Source organism: Thermococcus chitonophagus (assembly GCF_002214605.1).
Taxonomy (GTDB): Archaea; Methanobacteriota_B; Thermococci; order Thermococcales; family Thermococcaceae; genus Pyrococcus; species Pyrococcus chitonophagus.
In genome coordinates, this window is sequence record NZ_CP015193.1 from 361,211 (window position 1) to 376,802 (window position 15,592).

General features: G+C 44.1%; 16 protein-coding genes. 15 read left to right on the plus strand and 1 reads right to left on the minus strand.

What is annotated here, in order from left to right; all coding sequences use genetic code 11:
• The first annotated feature begins 81 nt into the window (after positions 1-81).
• From A3L04_RS02005 to A3L04_RS02075, 15 genes are all read left to right on the plus strand, one after another.
• Positions 82-957, plus strand: a complete 876-nt coding sequence (locus tag A3L04_RS02005; RefSeq protein ID WP_068576249.1) for a protein translocase subunit SecF — start codon at positions 82-84, stop codon at positions 955-957.
• On the plus strand, positions 954-2,480 hold the full coding sequence (locus A3L04_RS02010; RefSeq protein ID WP_068576251.1) for a preprotein translocase subunit SecD: 1,527 nt from the start codon (positions 954-956) through the stop codon (positions 2,478-2,480). Before A3L04_RS02005 ends, A3L04_RS02010 begins: the two co-directional genes overlap by 4 nt.
• 4 nt (positions 2,481-2,484) lie before the next feature.
• A complete protein-coding gene (locus tag A3L04_RS02015) occupies positions 2,485-3,171 on the plus strand; it encodes a potassium channel family protein (protein ID WP_068576253.1) in 687 nt (228 codons plus the stop codon).
• A gap of 124 nt (positions 3,172-3,295) precedes the next feature.
• Positions 3,296-3,607, plus strand: a complete 312-nt coding sequence (locus A3L04_RS02020) for a V-type ATP synthase subunit H (RefSeq protein ID WP_068576254.1) — start codon at positions 3,296-3,298, stop codon at positions 3,605-3,607.
• A 2-nt stretch (positions 3,608-3,609) separates the two neighbouring features.
• A complete protein-coding gene (locus tag A3L04_RS02025) occupies positions 3,610-5,598 on the plus strand; it encodes a V-type ATP synthase subunit I (protein ID WP_068576256.1) in 1,989 nt (662 codons plus the stop codon).
• Between the two features lies 1 nt (position 5,599).
• Positions 5,600-6,079 carry a V-type ATP synthase subunit K gene (locus tag A3L04_RS02030; RefSeq protein ID WP_068576258.1) on the plus strand — a complete coding sequence of 160 codons (480 nt, stop codon included), beginning with the start codon at positions 5,600-5,602 and terminating at the stop codon, positions 6,077-6,079.
• 28 nt (positions 6,080-6,107) lie between these two features.
• Entirely contained in the window at positions 6,108-6,704 is a 597-nt protein-coding gene (locus A3L04_RS02035) for a V-type ATP synthase subunit E (RefSeq protein ID WP_068576260.1), read from the plus strand.
• Between the two features lie 5 nt (positions 6,705-6,709).
• The gene (locus tag A3L04_RS02040) at positions 6,710-7,822 is read left to right on the plus strand and encodes a V-type ATP synthase subunit C (RefSeq protein WP_068576262.1); all 1,113 of its coding nucleotides are present in this window, start codon (positions 6,710-6,712) and stop codon (positions 7,820-7,822) included.
• On the plus strand, positions 7,819-8,130 hold the full coding sequence (locus tag A3L04_RS02045) for a V-type ATP synthase subunit F (RefSeq protein WP_068576264.1): 312 nt from the start codon (positions 7,819-7,821) through the stop codon (positions 8,128-8,130). The genes A3L04_RS02040 and A3L04_RS02045 overlap by 4 nt, the downstream gene beginning before the upstream one ends.
• A 5-nt stretch (positions 8,131-8,135) precedes the next feature.
• Positions 8,136-9,902, plus strand: coding sequence for an ATP synthase subunit A (locus A3L04_RS02050; protein ID WP_068576267.1), 1,767 nt, complete (start codon positions 8,136-8,138; stop codon positions 9,900-9,902).
• Positions 9,903-9,907: 5 nt separating this feature from the next.
• Entirely contained in the window at positions 9,908-11,296 is a 1,389-nt protein-coding gene (locus tag A3L04_RS02055; RefSeq protein WP_068324647.1) for an ATP synthase subunit B, read from the plus strand.
• A gap of 22 nt (positions 11,297-11,318) precedes the next feature.
• Entirely contained in the window at positions 11,319-11,963 is a 645-nt protein-coding gene (locus tag A3L04_RS02060; protein WP_068576268.1) for a V-type ATP synthase subunit D, read from the plus strand.
• Positions 11,964-12,035: 72 nt separating this feature from the next.
• The gene (locus A3L04_RS02065) at positions 12,036-12,803 is read left to right on the plus strand and encodes an oxygen-binding di-iron domain-containing protein (RefSeq protein WP_068576270.1); all 768 of its coding nucleotides are present in this window, start codon (positions 12,036-12,038) and stop codon (positions 12,801-12,803) included.
• Between the two features lie 5 nt (positions 12,804-12,808).
• Complete coding sequence (locus A3L04_RS02070) at positions 12,809-13,573, plus strand: methyl-accepting chemotaxis protein (protein ID WP_068576272.1); 765 nt, start codon at positions 12,809-12,811, stop codon at positions 13,571-13,573.
• Complete coding sequence (locus tag A3L04_RS02075; protein WP_068576274.1) at positions 13,570-14,784, plus strand: alanyl-tRNA editing protein; 1,215 nt, start codon at positions 13,570-13,572, stop codon at positions 14,782-14,784. Before A3L04_RS02070 ends, A3L04_RS02075 begins: the two co-directional genes overlap by 4 nt.
• Here A3L04_RS02075 and A3L04_RS02080 read toward each other — a convergent pair.
• Positions 14,761-15,585: a 7-cyano-7-deazaguanine synthase gene (locus A3L04_RS02080; protein WP_068576276.1), complete on the minus strand. Its 825-nt coding sequence runs from the start codon at positions 15,583-15,585 to the stop codon at positions 14,761-14,763. The genes A3L04_RS02075 and A3L04_RS02080 overlap by 24 nt on opposite strands.
• Between the last annotated feature and the right edge of the window lie 7 nt (positions 15,586-15,592).

Sequence of the window (15,592 nt, forward strand, 5' to 3'; positions counted from 1 at the left end):
TTTCAACTTTTAAGCCTTACCTCAATTGGCACCAAAAGTGATTTATTGTTGGGGTTTAATTTGGTGTCCAGAGGTGATAGCGTGATCAAAGAAAAGTTGAAAGTACTGGTTGAAATGGAGCCAAGAAAGATGATCATGTATCCCCTCATAGTTTTTGCCCTTGCCTTGATAATAATACTTGCGAACTACGTAATGACTGGTAGCATAGTTAAAGAAGGAATAGAGCTCCGTGGTGGTTCTGTTATAACGCTCCAAGGGATAAACGCAGATCCGGATATTGTTGCCGAAAAAATAAGGAAGGAAACTGGGATCAACGTAAATGTTGAGAAGTTCACAAGCATTACTGGAGGTGGAGGGATAAGGGTCTACGTTCCTGCTGGTAATGACGTGAATAGAGTTCGAGAAGTACTAAAGCAAATGTTTCCAAATGTAGAGCCTCAAACAACGGTCATAGGGCCTACCTTTGGTCGGATGGTAAAAGAGCAGGGAATAAAGGCCATAACGTACGCATTTATAGGTATGGCGATTGTTGTGTTCCTCTTCTTTAGGGTCCCCGTGCCTTCGCTGACTGTTGTTTTCTCGGCGTTTTCTGACATGGTAATTGCGGTTGCCTTGATGGACTTATTTGGAATAGAACTAAGCCAAGCTACCATTGCCGCCCTCCTAATGCTAATAGGATACTCTGTTGACAGCAACATCCTCCTAACGACGAGGCTACTAAAGAGGAAGGAATTTACAGTTGAGGAAGCGTATTATTCTTCCTTAAAGACTGGTTTCACCATGAGTACCACGACTTTAGGGGCTTTAGCATCTTTGTGGTTGTTCTCTACAGCCCAGGTGATAGATGATATAGCCTCGGTTCTCATCTTTGGTCTGTTAGCAGACTTCATGAACACATGGATATTGAACGCAGGAGTTTTGAGAACGTACATAGCCAAGAGGGAGGGTAAAAAATGAAAAAGTGGAAAAAGCTCCTTTTCAACGGTAGGGTCATCCTTCTCACATTCTTCCTTATAATATCGGTTGTCTCATTAGCAACCAGAGGGTTAACCTTTGGGCTGGATATAAGCGGGGGTATCTCAATCACGGTTAAGCTTGAAAAGCCTGTTGACCAGCAGACCATGGAACAGGTAAGAATTGCCTTGGATCAGAGGCTTAATGCCTTGGGAGTTAAGGACATAACGATTGAACCCTGGGGTAATCAGTTCGTCATTGTAAAAGTTGCAAATGTGAGTGAAGAAGAAGCTGATCAGCTTGTTAAAACGATTGAGCGGCAGGGAGTTTTCTATGCCGAATTTGAGGGCGTTATATTCGCTACTGGAAAAGACATTCTCAGCGTAGGTAGCGTTAATTACGACCCCAGGCAAGGCGCATGGGTAGTTCCCTTCAGGATATCGAAGGAAGCCGCCGAAAGGTTCGCAGAGCTAGCAAAAGGGAAGGCTGGCTATCCCGTTGACATGTTTCTAGATCCTCCAGTAAACTCAACGCTTGTTGTATCAAAGGAGTTCTACCAGGCCTTAACCTCTCCTGAGTTCATGATGGGGGGTGACATGACCCTCGCTCAGAGAATTGAAAAAGCATTCAACATAAAGATAATTGTCTATACGAACCAAACTGCCAAGGAGATAGCGAAGATTGCAAAAGGCTCTGAAAAAGTTATTCTTGTTGACGTAGATGGCAAGCTAGCAGAAGAACTCAAAGCTATGGGATTAAATGTTGAGGTTAGAACTAGGGAAAAGAATGAGCCCATGGATGACTTTGTACGTAGGGTGCTGAGGCTTTACGGTCCGTACAGGGTGGGAGAAGGATTAGCAACTGGTCAGCCTCAGACTGAAGTTATGATATCAATTGGAGGCTCACAGAACGATATTAAGGCTAGAAATGATGCACAAATTGTTGCAGTGGTTTTGAGAAGTGGCTCTTTGCCTGTGAAGCTTTCAATAGAGAGAATTGACTACATCTCTCCAAAACTTGGGGAGAACTTCAAAAGGCAGGTTTTAATTGCAGGTATCGCGGCATTACTCGTCGTAGGGGCAATAGTGTATCTCCACTACAGGAGACTCAAAATAGCAATTCCCGTGATGTTCACTAGCTTCAGTGAAGTGCTGATAATCCTCGGAATTGCTTCAATAATAAGATGGAATCTTGATCTACCAAGTATAGCTGGAATAATAGCGGCCATAGGTACGGGAGTTGATCAGCAGATAGTGATAACAGATGAACTGCTGGGAGAGGCAATGAGTGGCAAGAGGCGGATAGTAAAGAGGAGTGGTGTGCTGAAGAGAATGGGAAGGGCGTTCTTCATAATCCTAGCCTCGGCTACGACAACAATTGTGGCAATGAGCTTCCTGTTCAAGTTCTTTGTAGGTGGTTTGAGAGGATTTGCATTCACGACGATCCTAGGAGTTCTCATTGGAATACTAGTGACAAGGCCAGCATACGGGGAGATAGCCAAGGTTCTGATAGGAGAAGGGAGGTGATTCCATGTACATAATCATCATGGGGGCTGGGAGAATAGGGACACTAGTGGCTAGGATGCTTGAAAATGCAGGGCACGATGTTGCAATAATCGAAATGAACAAGGAAAGAGCTAAGGAAATCTCGGAGCACATAACTGGGCTTGTAATAGAAGGTGATGCGACAGATCAGAAAGTTCTTGAGGAAGCCAATATCAAAAAGGCGGATGCATTTGCTGCACTAACTGGAAGGGATGACGCTAACATTTTAGCCTGCATATTAGCTAAGCACATTAATCCGAATCTAATGACGATATTGAGAATAACAGACCCAAATAAAAAACAGGTCTTTGAGGAAGTCAAAGAGCTAAAGACGTACTTTGACATTGTCGTATCGCCAGAGGATATTGCCGCAAATTACATTTTTAGAACCCTTGTGACTCCTGGATTTGATAGGGTGTTACTTCCCAGGGAGGGAGCGGAAATAATTCAATTCCAAATTACAGAGGATAGCGCAATAGCTGGTAAACCCGTTAGAGAGCTTGGTCTTCCTAAAGATTCCCTAATCATAGCTATTTATGACGAAAAGGGGAATTTAGTGATACCTTCAGGTGATACAGTCCTTCCAACTAAAGGACAAGTTGTCATCTTTGCAAAAAGTTCTGCACTTCAAGACGTGAAGAAAATTATGGAGGCAAAGAAAAAGGAAGAATAAATTGAATAAACTTCATCTAATGTATACTTCTGTTGCAATTTTTCAATCATTTTTCGAAAATATTTATAAATTCGTCCCCATATTTGCTCGTGTGTTTTCACATTCATAAAAGGGGATGATGCTCATGGAGGACATCCTCAGGGAGATCGTTAAGGCTGAAAGACTTGCTGAGGAGAGAATTGAAAAAGCTAAGGTTCAAGCAAAGGAAATAGTAAAAAACGCAAAAAGTGAAGCTCGTAAAATTGAGGAAGAGATTATCAAGGAGGCACAAGCTAAAGCGGATGAAATAATTAAAGAAAAGAAAAGGCAGGGGGAGGAAGAGGCAAAGAAAATTCTTTCTGAAGGGGAAAAAGAAATTGAAGAATTAAAGACTAGGGCGAGAGATAAATTCGAAGAAGCTGTTTCTGAGTGTCTAAAAATAATAAGAGGGATGTAGGCATGTTCAAGCCTGAAGAAATGGTAAAACTGGAAGTTATTACATTAAAGAGATTTAGGGATGTAATCTTAACTTTTCTCCATGAAAAAGGTGTTGTTCATATTGAAGAAATTCCTATTGAATACGTCCAAAGGGAGACACCAAATGAGTTCTATAGAAAGGCTACCTCCTATAGCATTACAATATCAAGGCTTGTTGATACTCTTAAATCTTACCTACCTCCCAAATCTGGCGGATTAAAGGAGTTTATATTCCCCAAGGAAAAGAAAAAGAGGAGCTACAAATACCGTGGAATTGAGGCTTTGATAAAGGATGTTGAGAATTTCTTATCTGAAGTCGAGCCGAAGATAAGGGAAGTTGAGAGTGAGGTAACTAAGATCAATAACGAGATATCTTCAATAAACTCATCTATAGAGGCCCTAGAGATACTGTCTGCTCTAAACGTTGAAGTTGAATACTTGAGGGCAGGAAGTTTCCTGAATATAGAGGTCGGCACCGTAGAGAGGGACAAAGTTGAGAGGGCCATAAAAGAGGTAGAAGAGGTAACATCAGGCAAAGTTTACATCCTTAGAAGAGATCTCGGTGCTGTATCACTTCTCATTGTCGTTACCCTAAAGGAGGACGCTGGAAAAGTAACGTCTGTATTGGCAAAGTACGGCTTCGAGAAAATTGAGGTTCCAGAAGGAGAAGGACTACCCAGGGATCTCATACCCAAGTATATGGAAAAGTTAAAGGCCAAAGAAGAAGAGCTCGAAAAAGTTAGGGAAAGAGGAAAGGAAATAGCTGAAAGGTACTATGAAGATGTAGTGTTTTACAAGGAACTTATGGACAACGAGAGGGATAAGGCGAACTACCTTCAGTACCTCGTTAGAACTGAGATGACGTTTGGAATTTCGGGATGGGTTCCTAAGTCTAAGATAAATGAGGTTGTGGAGGGTATAAAGAGGATAACCGGTGGAAAAGTCTATCTCAATGTAAGGCCTCCAACCGATGAGGAAATTGAGAATGTCCCTGTCAAGTTGAAGAATCCAGAGTTCATCAGCCAATTTGAGATGCTGACTGAAATGTATGGAGTTCCTAAGTATAACGAGATAGACCCAACACCAATTATGGCGTTCACGTATTCGTTCTTCTTCGGTTTCATGCTCACGGATTTCATGTACGGTCTCCTCCTTGGAATAATATCCGCTCTACTCGTGAAAGGTCACTCGAAGCTTAGGGATGGAACTTGGAGGTTTGCTAAGATAATGCTGTGGGCATCCGCTTTCACGATGGCCCTCGGAATAGCTTTCGGTAGCTACTTCGGCAATGCACTTGACATGATAGGAATTCACGTTCCTAGGCTCATGGATTCCATGAAGCAGGCGATGGATGTTCTCATGATAGCCCTCGCTATAGGTCTTGCACACCTCTTCACGGGCTATCTCTTAGGATTCATAGTCAGATGGAAGAATGGCGACAAGAAAGGTGCCGTATTTGAACAGTTGCCTTGGCTCCTGATAATAGTGGGCATTACGTTATACGCCCTTTCCTCAAAGCTTGGAGTTCCTGAAATTGCGTTTAAGGGAGTGTTTGGCCTTGGCTTAGTGCTCTTTGCCATAGGTGAGATAATGAGCAATGGTGCCATGGCACTGTTGCTGATAATCTCAGACTTTTTCGGATTCGTAGGGAACTGGCTTAGCTATGCTAGACTCATGGCACTTGCACTGGCAACTTCTGGAATTGCGCTCGTTGTAAATATCATGGTTCAGATGATATGGGGTGTTAAAATTGGCCCTGTGCCTCTCGGTATACTCATAGGGATTATAGTTTTTGTAGGCGGTCACATCTTCTCAACGGCGATAAACGCTCTAGGTGCTTTCGTTCACGCTCTCCGTCTTCACTATGTGGAGTTTTTTGGAACGTTCTTTTCAGGTGAAGGTAGGAGGTTTGAGCCTTTCGCTGCTAAGAGGGAAGTGTCTAGGCTAGAGATAGAAGTTGGAGGTGAATGATATGGAGCCAATAGTTTACGTTGCTTTGGGTATGGCACTTGGAGCAGGAATAGCAGGAGCTGCATCTTCATTTGGAGTTGGAATAGCTGGTGCAGCTGCCGCGGGAGCAGTAGCAGAAGATGAGAAGAACTTCAGGAACGCATTGATTCTCGAAGGTCTTCCAATGACTCAGAGTATCTACGGTCTAATTACCCTGTTCCTTATCGGAATGACGGCAGGAATAATCGGTGGAGGGGGCTTTAAGTTCGCTGAGCCAACTACTCAGAACCTTATCAAGAGCGCAATCCTGTTTGGTGCCGGCCTTTTAGTTGGTCTCACCGGACTTTCAGCAATCCCCCAGGGTATCATCGCAAGTGCCGGTGTTGGTGCAGTCAGCAAGAACCCCAAGACATTTACTCAGAACTTGATATTTGCCGCTATGGCTGAGACAATGGCAATATTCGGTCTCGTTGGAGCAATAATCCTGATTATGAGCCTCTGATCCTTTACCCTTTTAGGAGGACACAAAAATGTCTGGAGCTGAACTAATAATCCAGGAGATCAACAGGGAGGCAGAGCAGAAGATAAAGTACATTTTAGAAGAGGCACAGAAGGAAGCTGAGAAGATAAAGGAAGAGGCTAGGAGAAAAGCTGAAGCTAGGGCCGAATGGATGCTAAGAAAGGCAAAAACTCAGGCCGAGCTAGAAAAACAGAGAATAATAGCAAATGCAAGACTTGAAGTAAGAAGGAAAAAGCTTGCCGTACAGGAAGAGCTAATTCAAGAGGTCATTGAGGAAGTGAAAAAGAGGCTTAAGGAACTATCCCAGGAAGAGTACTTTGAGACAATAAAAGTCCTGTTGAAGTCAGCTATCCAGGAACTTGGAGAAAAGAAGGTTAGGGTTTATTCGAATGAGGCAACGCTCTCCTTGATAGCTTCGCGGATTGATGAGTTGAGGGCTGAACTTGGGGATGTCTCAATAGAGATAGGTGAGGCAATAGACACCATTGGAGGAGTTGTAGTCGAAAATGAGGCTGGAGACATAAAGATAGACAACACCTTCGAGGCAAGGATGGAGAGAATGGAGAGTGAGATTAGGTCTAGGATAGCAAAAGTTCTCTTCGGGTGAACCAAATGGAAGTCTCAACGATAACCGCAATACTCGACACAACATTGGCAGTAGTCTTTACATGGGTAGCATATAAGACCGGTCAGATAATCTGGAAGTATACACCCTACTCGTATCCCAATGCTAGGATTAAGGCAATGGAGGCTAGATTGCTCTCAGACCAGAGGATACTTGAGCTTTCGGAAAGTAGAACACTGCAGAACTTCGTTGTTAACCTTGAAGATTCCGATTACGGTTCAAGGCTTACGAGCATTGAAAACGTGAACTTAAGGAACGTTGAGATGGCATTAGAGCTTTCGCTTGTTGATTTGCTTGAACTGATGGTAAAAATAATGCCTAAGAGGGTAAAGGGGTTCTTTGAGCTACTTGAAGAGGGCATTGATGTTAGGAACATCTCTAACGTCATAAAAGCAAAGCTTAATGGTTTACCTGCTCAGGATTACATAATACCTGCTGGCAAGATGCTGCCAAAGGTTAAAGCAATAATTGAGGCAAAAACTATGGAGGAAATACTGGTAATACTAGAAGGGACCGAGTACGAAGAACCTCTCAGGAAGCTCTTACTTAAAGAGATAACCGTTCAGGAGTTTGAACTCGAACTGTACAGGAACTACTATACAAAGCTATTTAGGTACGCAAGCTCAAGGAAGGGCGAAGAGAAAGTGATCCTTCTTGAATTCGTTAGAATGCTCATAGATGAGAGGAACATCTCAACAATACTCAGGGCAAAGATGGCCGGAATGCCCCCAGAAGATCTAAAGAAGCTGATAATTGAGGGGGGAAGCCTTTCCAAAGCAACTCTTGATGCCATGGTGAACGCTGAGGATCATGTAATGGCAATAGGGGAGCTTGAGGGAACTAAGTATGGTCAAGTTATAAGGGATGTAAGGGAGGAACTTGAGAGCGGCAATATTGAGGCAATTGAGAGAGCCATAAGGAAGTACAGGCTAACTAGAATGAAGGAATTAGCTCAGTTTTACCCATTGAGCGTTGGCGTTGCTCTAACGTATATCCTGGAGAGGGAAATGGAAGTTAGGAAGCTTAGGGCAATTGCAAAGCTTATTGTTGACGGTGTAAAGCCCGAAAAGATCAAGGAGCTCGTTGGTGAGGTAGCATGAAAATAGTTGTTATGGGGGACGAAGACACGATAGTTGGATTCAAGCTTGCTGGGGTTCATGAGGCTTATGAGTTTGATTTATCTGATCTATCAGTTGAGAGGGCTAGAAATAAGCTGAAGGAACTAGTTGAGAGGGATGATATTGGGGTTATCCTTATCACCGAAAGGCTTGCCCAGAAAATAGGGGAACTGCCTGAGGTTAACCTTCCAATCATCCTCCAAATCCCCGACAAGTTTGGCTCCCTTTATGGTGAAGAGTTGCTAAAGGAGATAGTTAGAAGGGCGATAGGTGTTGAGATAAAGAGGTGAAGAAAATGCCAGCCAAGGGAAGGATAATTAGGGTTACGGGTCCTCTCGTAGTTGCCGATGGGATGAAAGGGGCAAAGATGTATGAGGTCGTTAGAGTTGGTGAGCTCGGTCTCATAGGGGAAATTATCAGGCTTGAAGGTGACAAGGCGGTAATCCAGGTTTACGAGGAAACGGCTGGACTTAGGCCTGGTGAGCCCGTTGTTGGAACTGGGTCATCGTTAAGTGTGGAGCTCGGTCCTGGGCTTCTGACATCGATATATGATGGTATTCAGAGACCTCTTGAAGTCCTTAGGGAGAAAAGTGGTGACTTTATAGCTAGAGGAATTACCGCTCCTGCCCTCCCCAGGGACAAGAAGTGGCACTTCACTCCAAAGGTCAAGGTTGGAGACAAGGTCGTTGGGGGAGATATTATCGGGGAAGTGCCTGAAACCAGTATTATTGTCCACAAGATAATGGTACCCCCAGGAATAGAGGGAGAGATCGTTGAGATTGCCGATGAGGGAGAGTACACTATTGAAGAAGTCGTCGCGAAAGTTAAGACGCCAAGTGGGGAGATTAAGGAATTAAAGATGTATCAGAGGTGGCCTGTCAGAGTAAAGAGACCGTACAAGGAAAAGCTTCCTCCAGAAATTCCGCTCATTACAGGGCAGAGAGTTATTGATACGTTCTTCCCACAGGCCAAAGGAGGGACTGCGGCGATTCCAGGACCCTTCGGATCGGGAAAGACAGTCACTCAGCACCAATTGGCAAAATGGAGCGATGCACAGGTCGTAATTTACATTGGATGTGGTGAGAGAGGAAACGAGATGACCGATGTTCTCGAGGAGTTTCCAAAGCTTACCGATCCCAACACGGGTAAGCCACTTATGGAGAGAACAGTTTTGATTGCAAACACCTCTAACATGCCTGTTGCAGCGAGAGAGGCCTCAATTTACACTGGAATTACAATTGCAGAGTACTTCAGGGACATGGGGTATGACGTTGCTTTGATGGCAGATTCAACGTCAAGATGGGCCGAGGCATTGAGAGAGATTTCGGGAAGACTTGAGGAGATGCCCGGTGAGGAAGGTTATCCTGCCTACCTTGCATCAAAGCTTGCTGAATTCTATGAGAGGGCAGGAAGAGTTGTAACCCTGGGTAGCGACTACAGGGTGGGTAGCGTCAGTGTAATTGGAGCAGTTTCGCCTCCGGGCGGTGACTTCTCTGAGCCTGTGGTTCAGAACACCCTAAGAGTTGTGAAGGTCTTCTGGGCCCTCGATGCTGACCTAGCAAGAAGAAGGCACTTCCCAGCAATTAACTGGCTGACGAGCTACTCCCTTTATGTAGATGCAATTCAGGGCTGGTGGCACAAGAACGTTGACCCAGAGTGGAGAAAAATGAGAGACAAGGCAATGGAGCTACTGCAGAAGGAAGCTGAGCTGCAGGAGATTGTTAGAATTGTAGGTCCCGATGCCCTTCCAGAGAGGGAGAGGGCTATCCTGCTGGTTGCGAGGATGCTCAGAGAGGACTACCTACAGCAGGACGCCTTCGATGAAGTCGATACCTACTGTCCACCTCAGAAGCAGGTAACAATGATGAGGGTCCTCCTCAACTTCTACGAGAAGACGATGGAGGCAATAAGCAGGGGAGTTCCACTTGAGGAGATAGCAAAGTTACCAGTTAGGGAAGAGATCGGTAGAATGAAGTTTGAACCGGATGTTGAGAAGATCAAGGTTCTAATTGATAAGACCAATGAGCAGTTTGAGGAGCTCTTCAAGAAATATGGGGAGTGATGATCATGAGCAAGGAGTACTCAACGATAAGCAAGATCTACGGTCCCTTGATGATAGTTGAAGGTGTAAAGGGAGTAGCTTACGGTGAGGTCGTTGAGATAGAGACTGAGACAGGTGAGAAGAGGAAAGGTCAGGTTTTAGATGCTAGGGAGAACCTGGCTATAGTTCAGGTCTTCGAGGGGACGAGAGATCTTGACATCAAAACCACTAGCGTTCGCTTTACCGGAGAGACATTGAAAGTTCCAGTTTCAATGGACATGCTTGGAAGGATATTCAACGGTATCGGTAAGCCCATTGACGGCGGGCCCGAGATAATTCCAGAGGACAGAAGAGACGTTCACGGTGCTCCCCTTAATCCTGTTGCTAGAGCTTATCCGAGGGACTTTATCCAGACTGGAATCTCGGCAATAGATGGAATGAACACCCTTGTTAGAGGCCAAAAGTTGCCAATCTTTAGTGGTTCAGGTCTGCCTCACAACAAACTCGCAGCCCAAATAGCTAGACAGGCTAAGGTTCTCGGAGAAGAGGAAAGCTTCGCTGTAGTCTTTGCGGCAATGGGTATAACCTACGAGGAGGCAAACTTCTTCAAGAAGAGTTTTGAAGAGACTGGAGCAATTGAGAGGGCTGTGTTATTCTTAAACTTGGCTGATGATCCAGCAATTGAGAGAATTATAACCCCAAGAATGGCATTAACAGTAGCGGAGTACTTGGCCTTTGACTACGATATGCAGGTTCTCGTAATTCTCACGGACATGACCAACTACTGTGAGGCCTTGAGAGAAATTTCAGCTGCAAGAGAAGAGGTTCCAGGAAGAAGAGGTTACCCAGGTTACATGTACACTGACTTGGCTACCATCTATGAACGTGCCGGCCGTGTAAGGGGAAGGAAGGGATCGATAACCCAGATGCCCATCCTTACGATGCCAGACGATGACATAACCCATCCAATTCCGGACTTGACAGGTTACATCACCGAGGGCCAGATAGTCCTAAGCAGAGAGCTTCACAGGAAGGGTATCTATCCGCCAATTGATGTCCTACCTTCGCTCTCAAGACTGATGAAGGATGGTATAGGCAAGGGCAGAACAAGGGAAGATCACCCACAGCTTGCCCAGCAGTTATACGCTGCATACGCAGAGGGCAGGAGCTTAAGAGATTTAGTTGCTGTAGTTGGAGAAGAGGCACTAAGTGAGACCGATAAGAAGTACTTGGAGTTCGCTGACAGGTTCGAGAGAGAGTTCGTTGCACAGGGCTATGATGAGGACAGAAGCATCGAAGAAACTCTTGATCTTGGTTGGGAGCTTCTCTCGATACTGCCAGAGAGTGAGCTGAAGAGGGTAAAGAAGGAAATGATCATGAAATACCATCCAAAGTACAGGAAGCGCTCCTCTTAACCACTTTTTAAGGTGACAGAGAATGCCAGAGATCCTCAAGGTCAAACCCACAAGAATGGAGCTACTTAAGCTCAAGAGAAGAGTTAAGCTAGCTGAGAGAGGGCATAAGCTACTCAAGGAGAAGCAGGATGCACTTATAATGGAGTTCTTTACGATATACGATGAGGCTTTGAATCTCAGGAAGGAGCTTATTCAGAAGATGGGGGAGGCTTTTGAAGCTTTAAGGAAAGCCCAGATTGATGTTGGTTCACTAAGGCTTAAGGAGATTGCCATAGGTGTTAGTCCAAACAGGGAAATTAAAGTGAGGACAAGGAACGTAATGGGAGTTAGAGTTCCTCTAATTGAGATACCTGAAATGAGAAGGAAGAGTGGTGATAGAGGTTATTCGTTCATAGCAACAACATCTACCGTGGATGCTGCAGCGGAAAAGTTTGAAGAGGTTCTCGAGCTCGCCGTAAGGTTAGCTGAGGTTGAGGAAGCCCTTAAGAGACTAGGAAGAGAAATAGAGAAGACTAAGAGAAGAGTTAACGCTCTCGAATACATAATAATTCCAAGGATGAGGAACACGATAAAGTTCATTGAGCAACACCTAGATGAGATGGAGAGGGAGAACTTCTTCAGGCTTAAGAGAGTTAAAGCATTAATTGAAGCTAGGTCTCAGAGATAGTGTTTGTGTAGGTTGTTATGTAGGCAAATCGCTTAAATATCTTCTTTTCTATCTTTCTTTTGGTGGGAAACGGTGGGAGAGTACTTTATTACTCCGGACTTGGATCCCAGAAAAGATCAAGTCCTTTACAAGGACGATGAGCACATGGTTGTCTATTTGGGAACTCAAGAGGGAGGGCAAGACGTTGACGTTAACAGCTATCTTATTGTAAGCAGGGGTAGAGGGATACTCATAGATCCCGGAGGGTACAAGATATTCTCAAAAGTTCTCGCGAACATATCAAAGTATATTGACCCCAGGAATATTGAGTATATCTACATGTGCCATCAGGACCCAGATGTTGCGGGGAGTATCCCATTGTGGAGAGAAATTAGTGATGCAAAAATCTTAGTCCACTGGTTATGGGTAAGGTTCTTGCCTCATTTTGGATTTGAGAGCATAGGTAGCTATGCTCATGAGCTACAGGATGAGGGAGAGGTTCTGGAGTTTGGAGCTACAACATTAGAATTCATTCCGGCTCATTTCCTCCATAGTCCTGGGCACTTCACTATTTATGACCACAGAAGCAAGTTCTTATTCACAGGTGACATTGGAATAGCATTCCCTGATGAGGGTTATTTAGTTGTCGAAGATTTTGAAAAGCACGTCCAGTATATGAAACCTCTCCATGAAAGGCTGATGGCTAGCAATAAAGCTTTGAAAGTCTGGGTAAGCAAGGTTAGATACCTCGACATAGAAGCTATCCTTCCCCAGCACGGTGCGATAATTCCAAAGAGATACGTCAAGAAGTTCCTTGACTGGCTTGAGAACCTAAAGGTTGGTGTTGACCTCATGAGGTGATCTTTATGACCATAAAAAATATAGAGAAGGCATCAAACGCTCTAGCGCAATCATTGAGGATAAAAACTTCAAGCAAGGAAGCTAGCAAGATAGTAGAAGAACTTGCCAAAGAAATAAGTGGAAAGTTCATGGAGAACAACACGATGATACTTGAAAATATCGAAAGATTATCTCAAGTGATGGTTGAGCTTGAAAAGTTCAGAAAAGAGTTCCTGCCCTTTTTCCAAAGGTTTGAGGTGTTCGCTAGAGAGTTCAACACTTTAGTTCAGAACCTTGAGTACGTCTCGAAGATAAGTGATTCAATTGCGAGTGTTGCTAAGCAGACTAATCTTGTTGCCCTAAATGCATCCATAGAAGCAGCAAGAGCGGGAGAAGCTGGGAGGGGGTTTGCTGTTGTCGCTGATGAAATTAGGAGAATGGCAGTTCAGACAATGAATCTAGCTAAGGAAATAAAGGACTTTAACTCTAGGGTAATGTCCCAGCTTGATGCTTTGAGAGACGCTTTAGAGGTCATGGACAGAATAAAAGAAGGTACTGAGATCCTGGGGAGAGATATAGAGGTTATCGTAGAAATAAGCAACGTGCTCAGTGAAATTTCCAAGGAGCAGGAGCAATTTATAAATGACATAAAAAGGCTTAATGGGATAGCTTTAGCATTAAGAAAGTTTGCAGATATGCAAGATAAATACAATAAAGAGCTGGCTACTCTTCTTAGGCTAATGGTTAGCGAATATTCAAAGGAGCAACTTGGTGAGGAGGGTATATTATGACTGAGAGGTTGTACTATAAAGACCCCTACTTACGGGAAGCTGAGGCCATAGTTGAAGACATAAGATTTGAAGGCGAAAAGGTTGCAATAAAACTCGACAAAACTATATTCTACCCGGAGGGTGGTGGTCAGCCTGGAGATCGAGGAAGGATAAAGGGGAAGGAGTTCGAGATTTTAGTTGAGAATACTGTCGAAAAGCCTGATGGGATATGGCATATCGGGACTTTGAAGGGATCAACACCTCAAAAAGGCGAGAAAGTCAAGCTTGATCTTGACTGGCATTGGAGATACGAAAACATGAAAATTCATACTGGACAGCACATACTCTCTGCAATCTTAAAGAAACTCTACGATCTTGACACTTCTGGCTTCCACATTTTTGAGGATTATGCAAAGATAGAAGTCAATGGTGAGGTTACCTGGGAAATGATTGAGAGGGCTGAGCTTGAAACTAATGCTATAATTCAGAAGGATCTACCAGTCATAATAGAGGAATACAAGTACCTTCCCGATGATATTGCAAGTATTCTGAGGAAGCACGTAACTAAAGTCAAAGACAAAGTAAGAATTGTAAAAATAGGAGATGTGGACATGACGCCATGTGGGGGGACCCACGTTAAGTCTACGAAAGAAGTTGGTTTCCTTAAAGTTATTCGATTCTACAAGAAGTCGAAGGGTATTTGGAGAATTGAATTTGTCGCAGGAGAAAGGGCGATAAGAAAGCTTAATGAAATACTCAAGGACTACTGGGGAGCTCTTGACATAATGCCTAACAAGAATCCTCCGCTCTCTGAGAGAGTCAGAGAAATCTTAGAGTCAATAGATAAACTTGAAGATGAGTTTGATGCTCAGAGAAGGGAACTCTGGAAGTGGAAGGAGCAGGCATTACTGAGTAGAAGCTGGGAAGTTGGCAATTATAATGTTGTAACTTTTGTAGAAAGCTGGGATATGAAAGATGCTCAGGCATTTGCAGTAGATTTCGTTAAAAACAATCCTGGGACAATAGTTATCTTGGCAAGTGATGACTACGTGATCTTTGCGAGGAATGAGGAAGTTCCAGTCTCGATGAAAGATTTACTCAAGAAAGTCCTAGAGGAGCTTGGCGGAAAGGGCGGCGGGACGGACAACCTAGCTAGGGGTAAGATAGAGGCAGAGCCTGAAGATGTGATAGATGTCGCTCTCGAAAAGCTAAAGGAGATGCTCAAGGCCTAGCCTTCTGTACACGTATTCTTTTTGTTCCTTTGGAACTTTTGGCCTCTGTACCTTCCTTAGGGCCTTCGCCTTATCTAAAAGACCATATCTTACTAACGCGGCTATCCTTCTGTGCTCAAAGGAGTACCCATGTTTCTCCCAAAACCTTTCCAATGCCGGCCCCAGGATCAAACAGTTACTTGTGTATCCGGGAAGCTCTGGAAGCTTAAATGGTAGGCTTTCGAGGATTTTGAGTCTTTCTTCCTCTGTCATCAGGGAGAGTAGTCTTACCTGGATAACTCCTCCACTCATAAGCCTGTAGGGATGGTGGCCGAATGGTATCTCATGGCCAGTTATTATATACTTATATCCATTCTTAAGGGCATACTTTCGAAGGATTTCCATTGTTCTTTTGGAGCATTTCCTACAGGGTGATTTAGCTTTAAGAAGGGCATCCCTGAATATGTCTGAATAATCCCTTTTTATAACCTCAAAAGGTACCCCCAGGTACTCTGCAACTCTTCTGGCATTTTCTATTGCCTCTTTGGCCATGAAACCGTGATCAACCATTACAACCTTGAGCTCTGGGATTTTGTAGTGCTCCTTTGCTAGGTACAATGCCACAGTTGAATCTTTACCTCCCGAATATGCCACGATTGCTCTGTCAATGCTCTTCATAATCTCCTCTAGCTCTCTTTCTATCTTTTCTTTGTCTGGGGGGTGCTCAAGATAGGCCTTGCATTCTTTGCACACTGGCCTTCCATTTATTATGAATATCTTCGTTACCCTCTCATCGTTTATGCAGAGTGAGCACCTGAGCATCTTACCA

Bases quoted from the DNA above. Each gene is read 5' to 3' on its own strand.
- A3L04_RS02010 (WP_068576251.1), top strand. From the start codon at position 954: ATGAAAAAGTGGAAAAAGCTCCTTTTCAACGGTAGGGTCATCCTTCTC.
- A3L04_RS02015 (WP_068576253.1), top strand. From the start codon at position 2,485: ATGTACATAATCATCATGGGGGCTGGGAGAATAGGGACACTAGTGGCT.
- A3L04_RS02020 (WP_068576254.1), top strand. From the start codon at position 3,296: ATGGAGGACATCCTCAGGGAGATCGTTAAGGCTGAAAGACTTGCTGAG.
- A3L04_RS02025 (WP_068576256.1), top strand. From the start codon at position 3,610: ATGTTCAAGCCTGAAGAAATGGTAAAACTGGAAGTTATTACATTAAAG.
- A3L04_RS02030 (WP_068576258.1), top strand. From the start codon at position 5,600: ATGGAGCCAATAGTTTACGTTGCTTTGGGTATGGCACTTGGAGCAGGA.
- A3L04_RS02035 (WP_068576260.1), top strand. From the start codon at position 6,108: ATGTCTGGAGCTGAACTAATAATCCAGGAGATCAACAGGGAGGCAGAG.
- A3L04_RS02040 (WP_068576262.1), top strand. From the start codon at position 6,710: ATGGAAGTCTCAACGATAACCGCAATACTCGACACAACATTGGCAGTA.
- A3L04_RS02045 (WP_068576264.1), top strand. From the start codon at position 7,819: ATGAAAATAGTTGTTATGGGGGACGAAGACACGATAGTTGGATTCAAG.
- A3L04_RS02050 (WP_068576267.1), top strand. From the start codon at position 8,136: ATGCCAGCCAAGGGAAGGATAATTAGGGTTACGGGTCCTCTCGTAGTT.
- A3L04_RS02055 (WP_068324647.1), top strand. From the start codon at position 9,908: ATGAGCAAGGAGTACTCAACGATAAGCAAGATCTACGGTCCCTTGATG.
- A3L04_RS02060 (WP_068576268.1), top strand. From the start codon at position 11,319: ATGCCAGAGATCCTCAAGGTCAAACCCACAAGAATGGAGCTACTTAAG.
- A3L04_RS02070 (WP_068576272.1), top strand. From the start codon at position 12,809: ATGACCATAAAAAATATAGAGAAGGCATCAAACGCTCTAGCGCAATCA.
- A3L04_RS02075 (WP_068576274.1), top strand. From the start codon at position 13,570: ATGACTGAGAGGTTGTACTATAAAGACCCCTACTTACGGGAAGCTGAG.
- A3L04_RS02080 (WP_068576276.1), bottom strand. From the start codon at position 15,585: ATGCTCAGGTGCTCACTCTGCATAAACGATGAGAGGGTAACGAAGATA.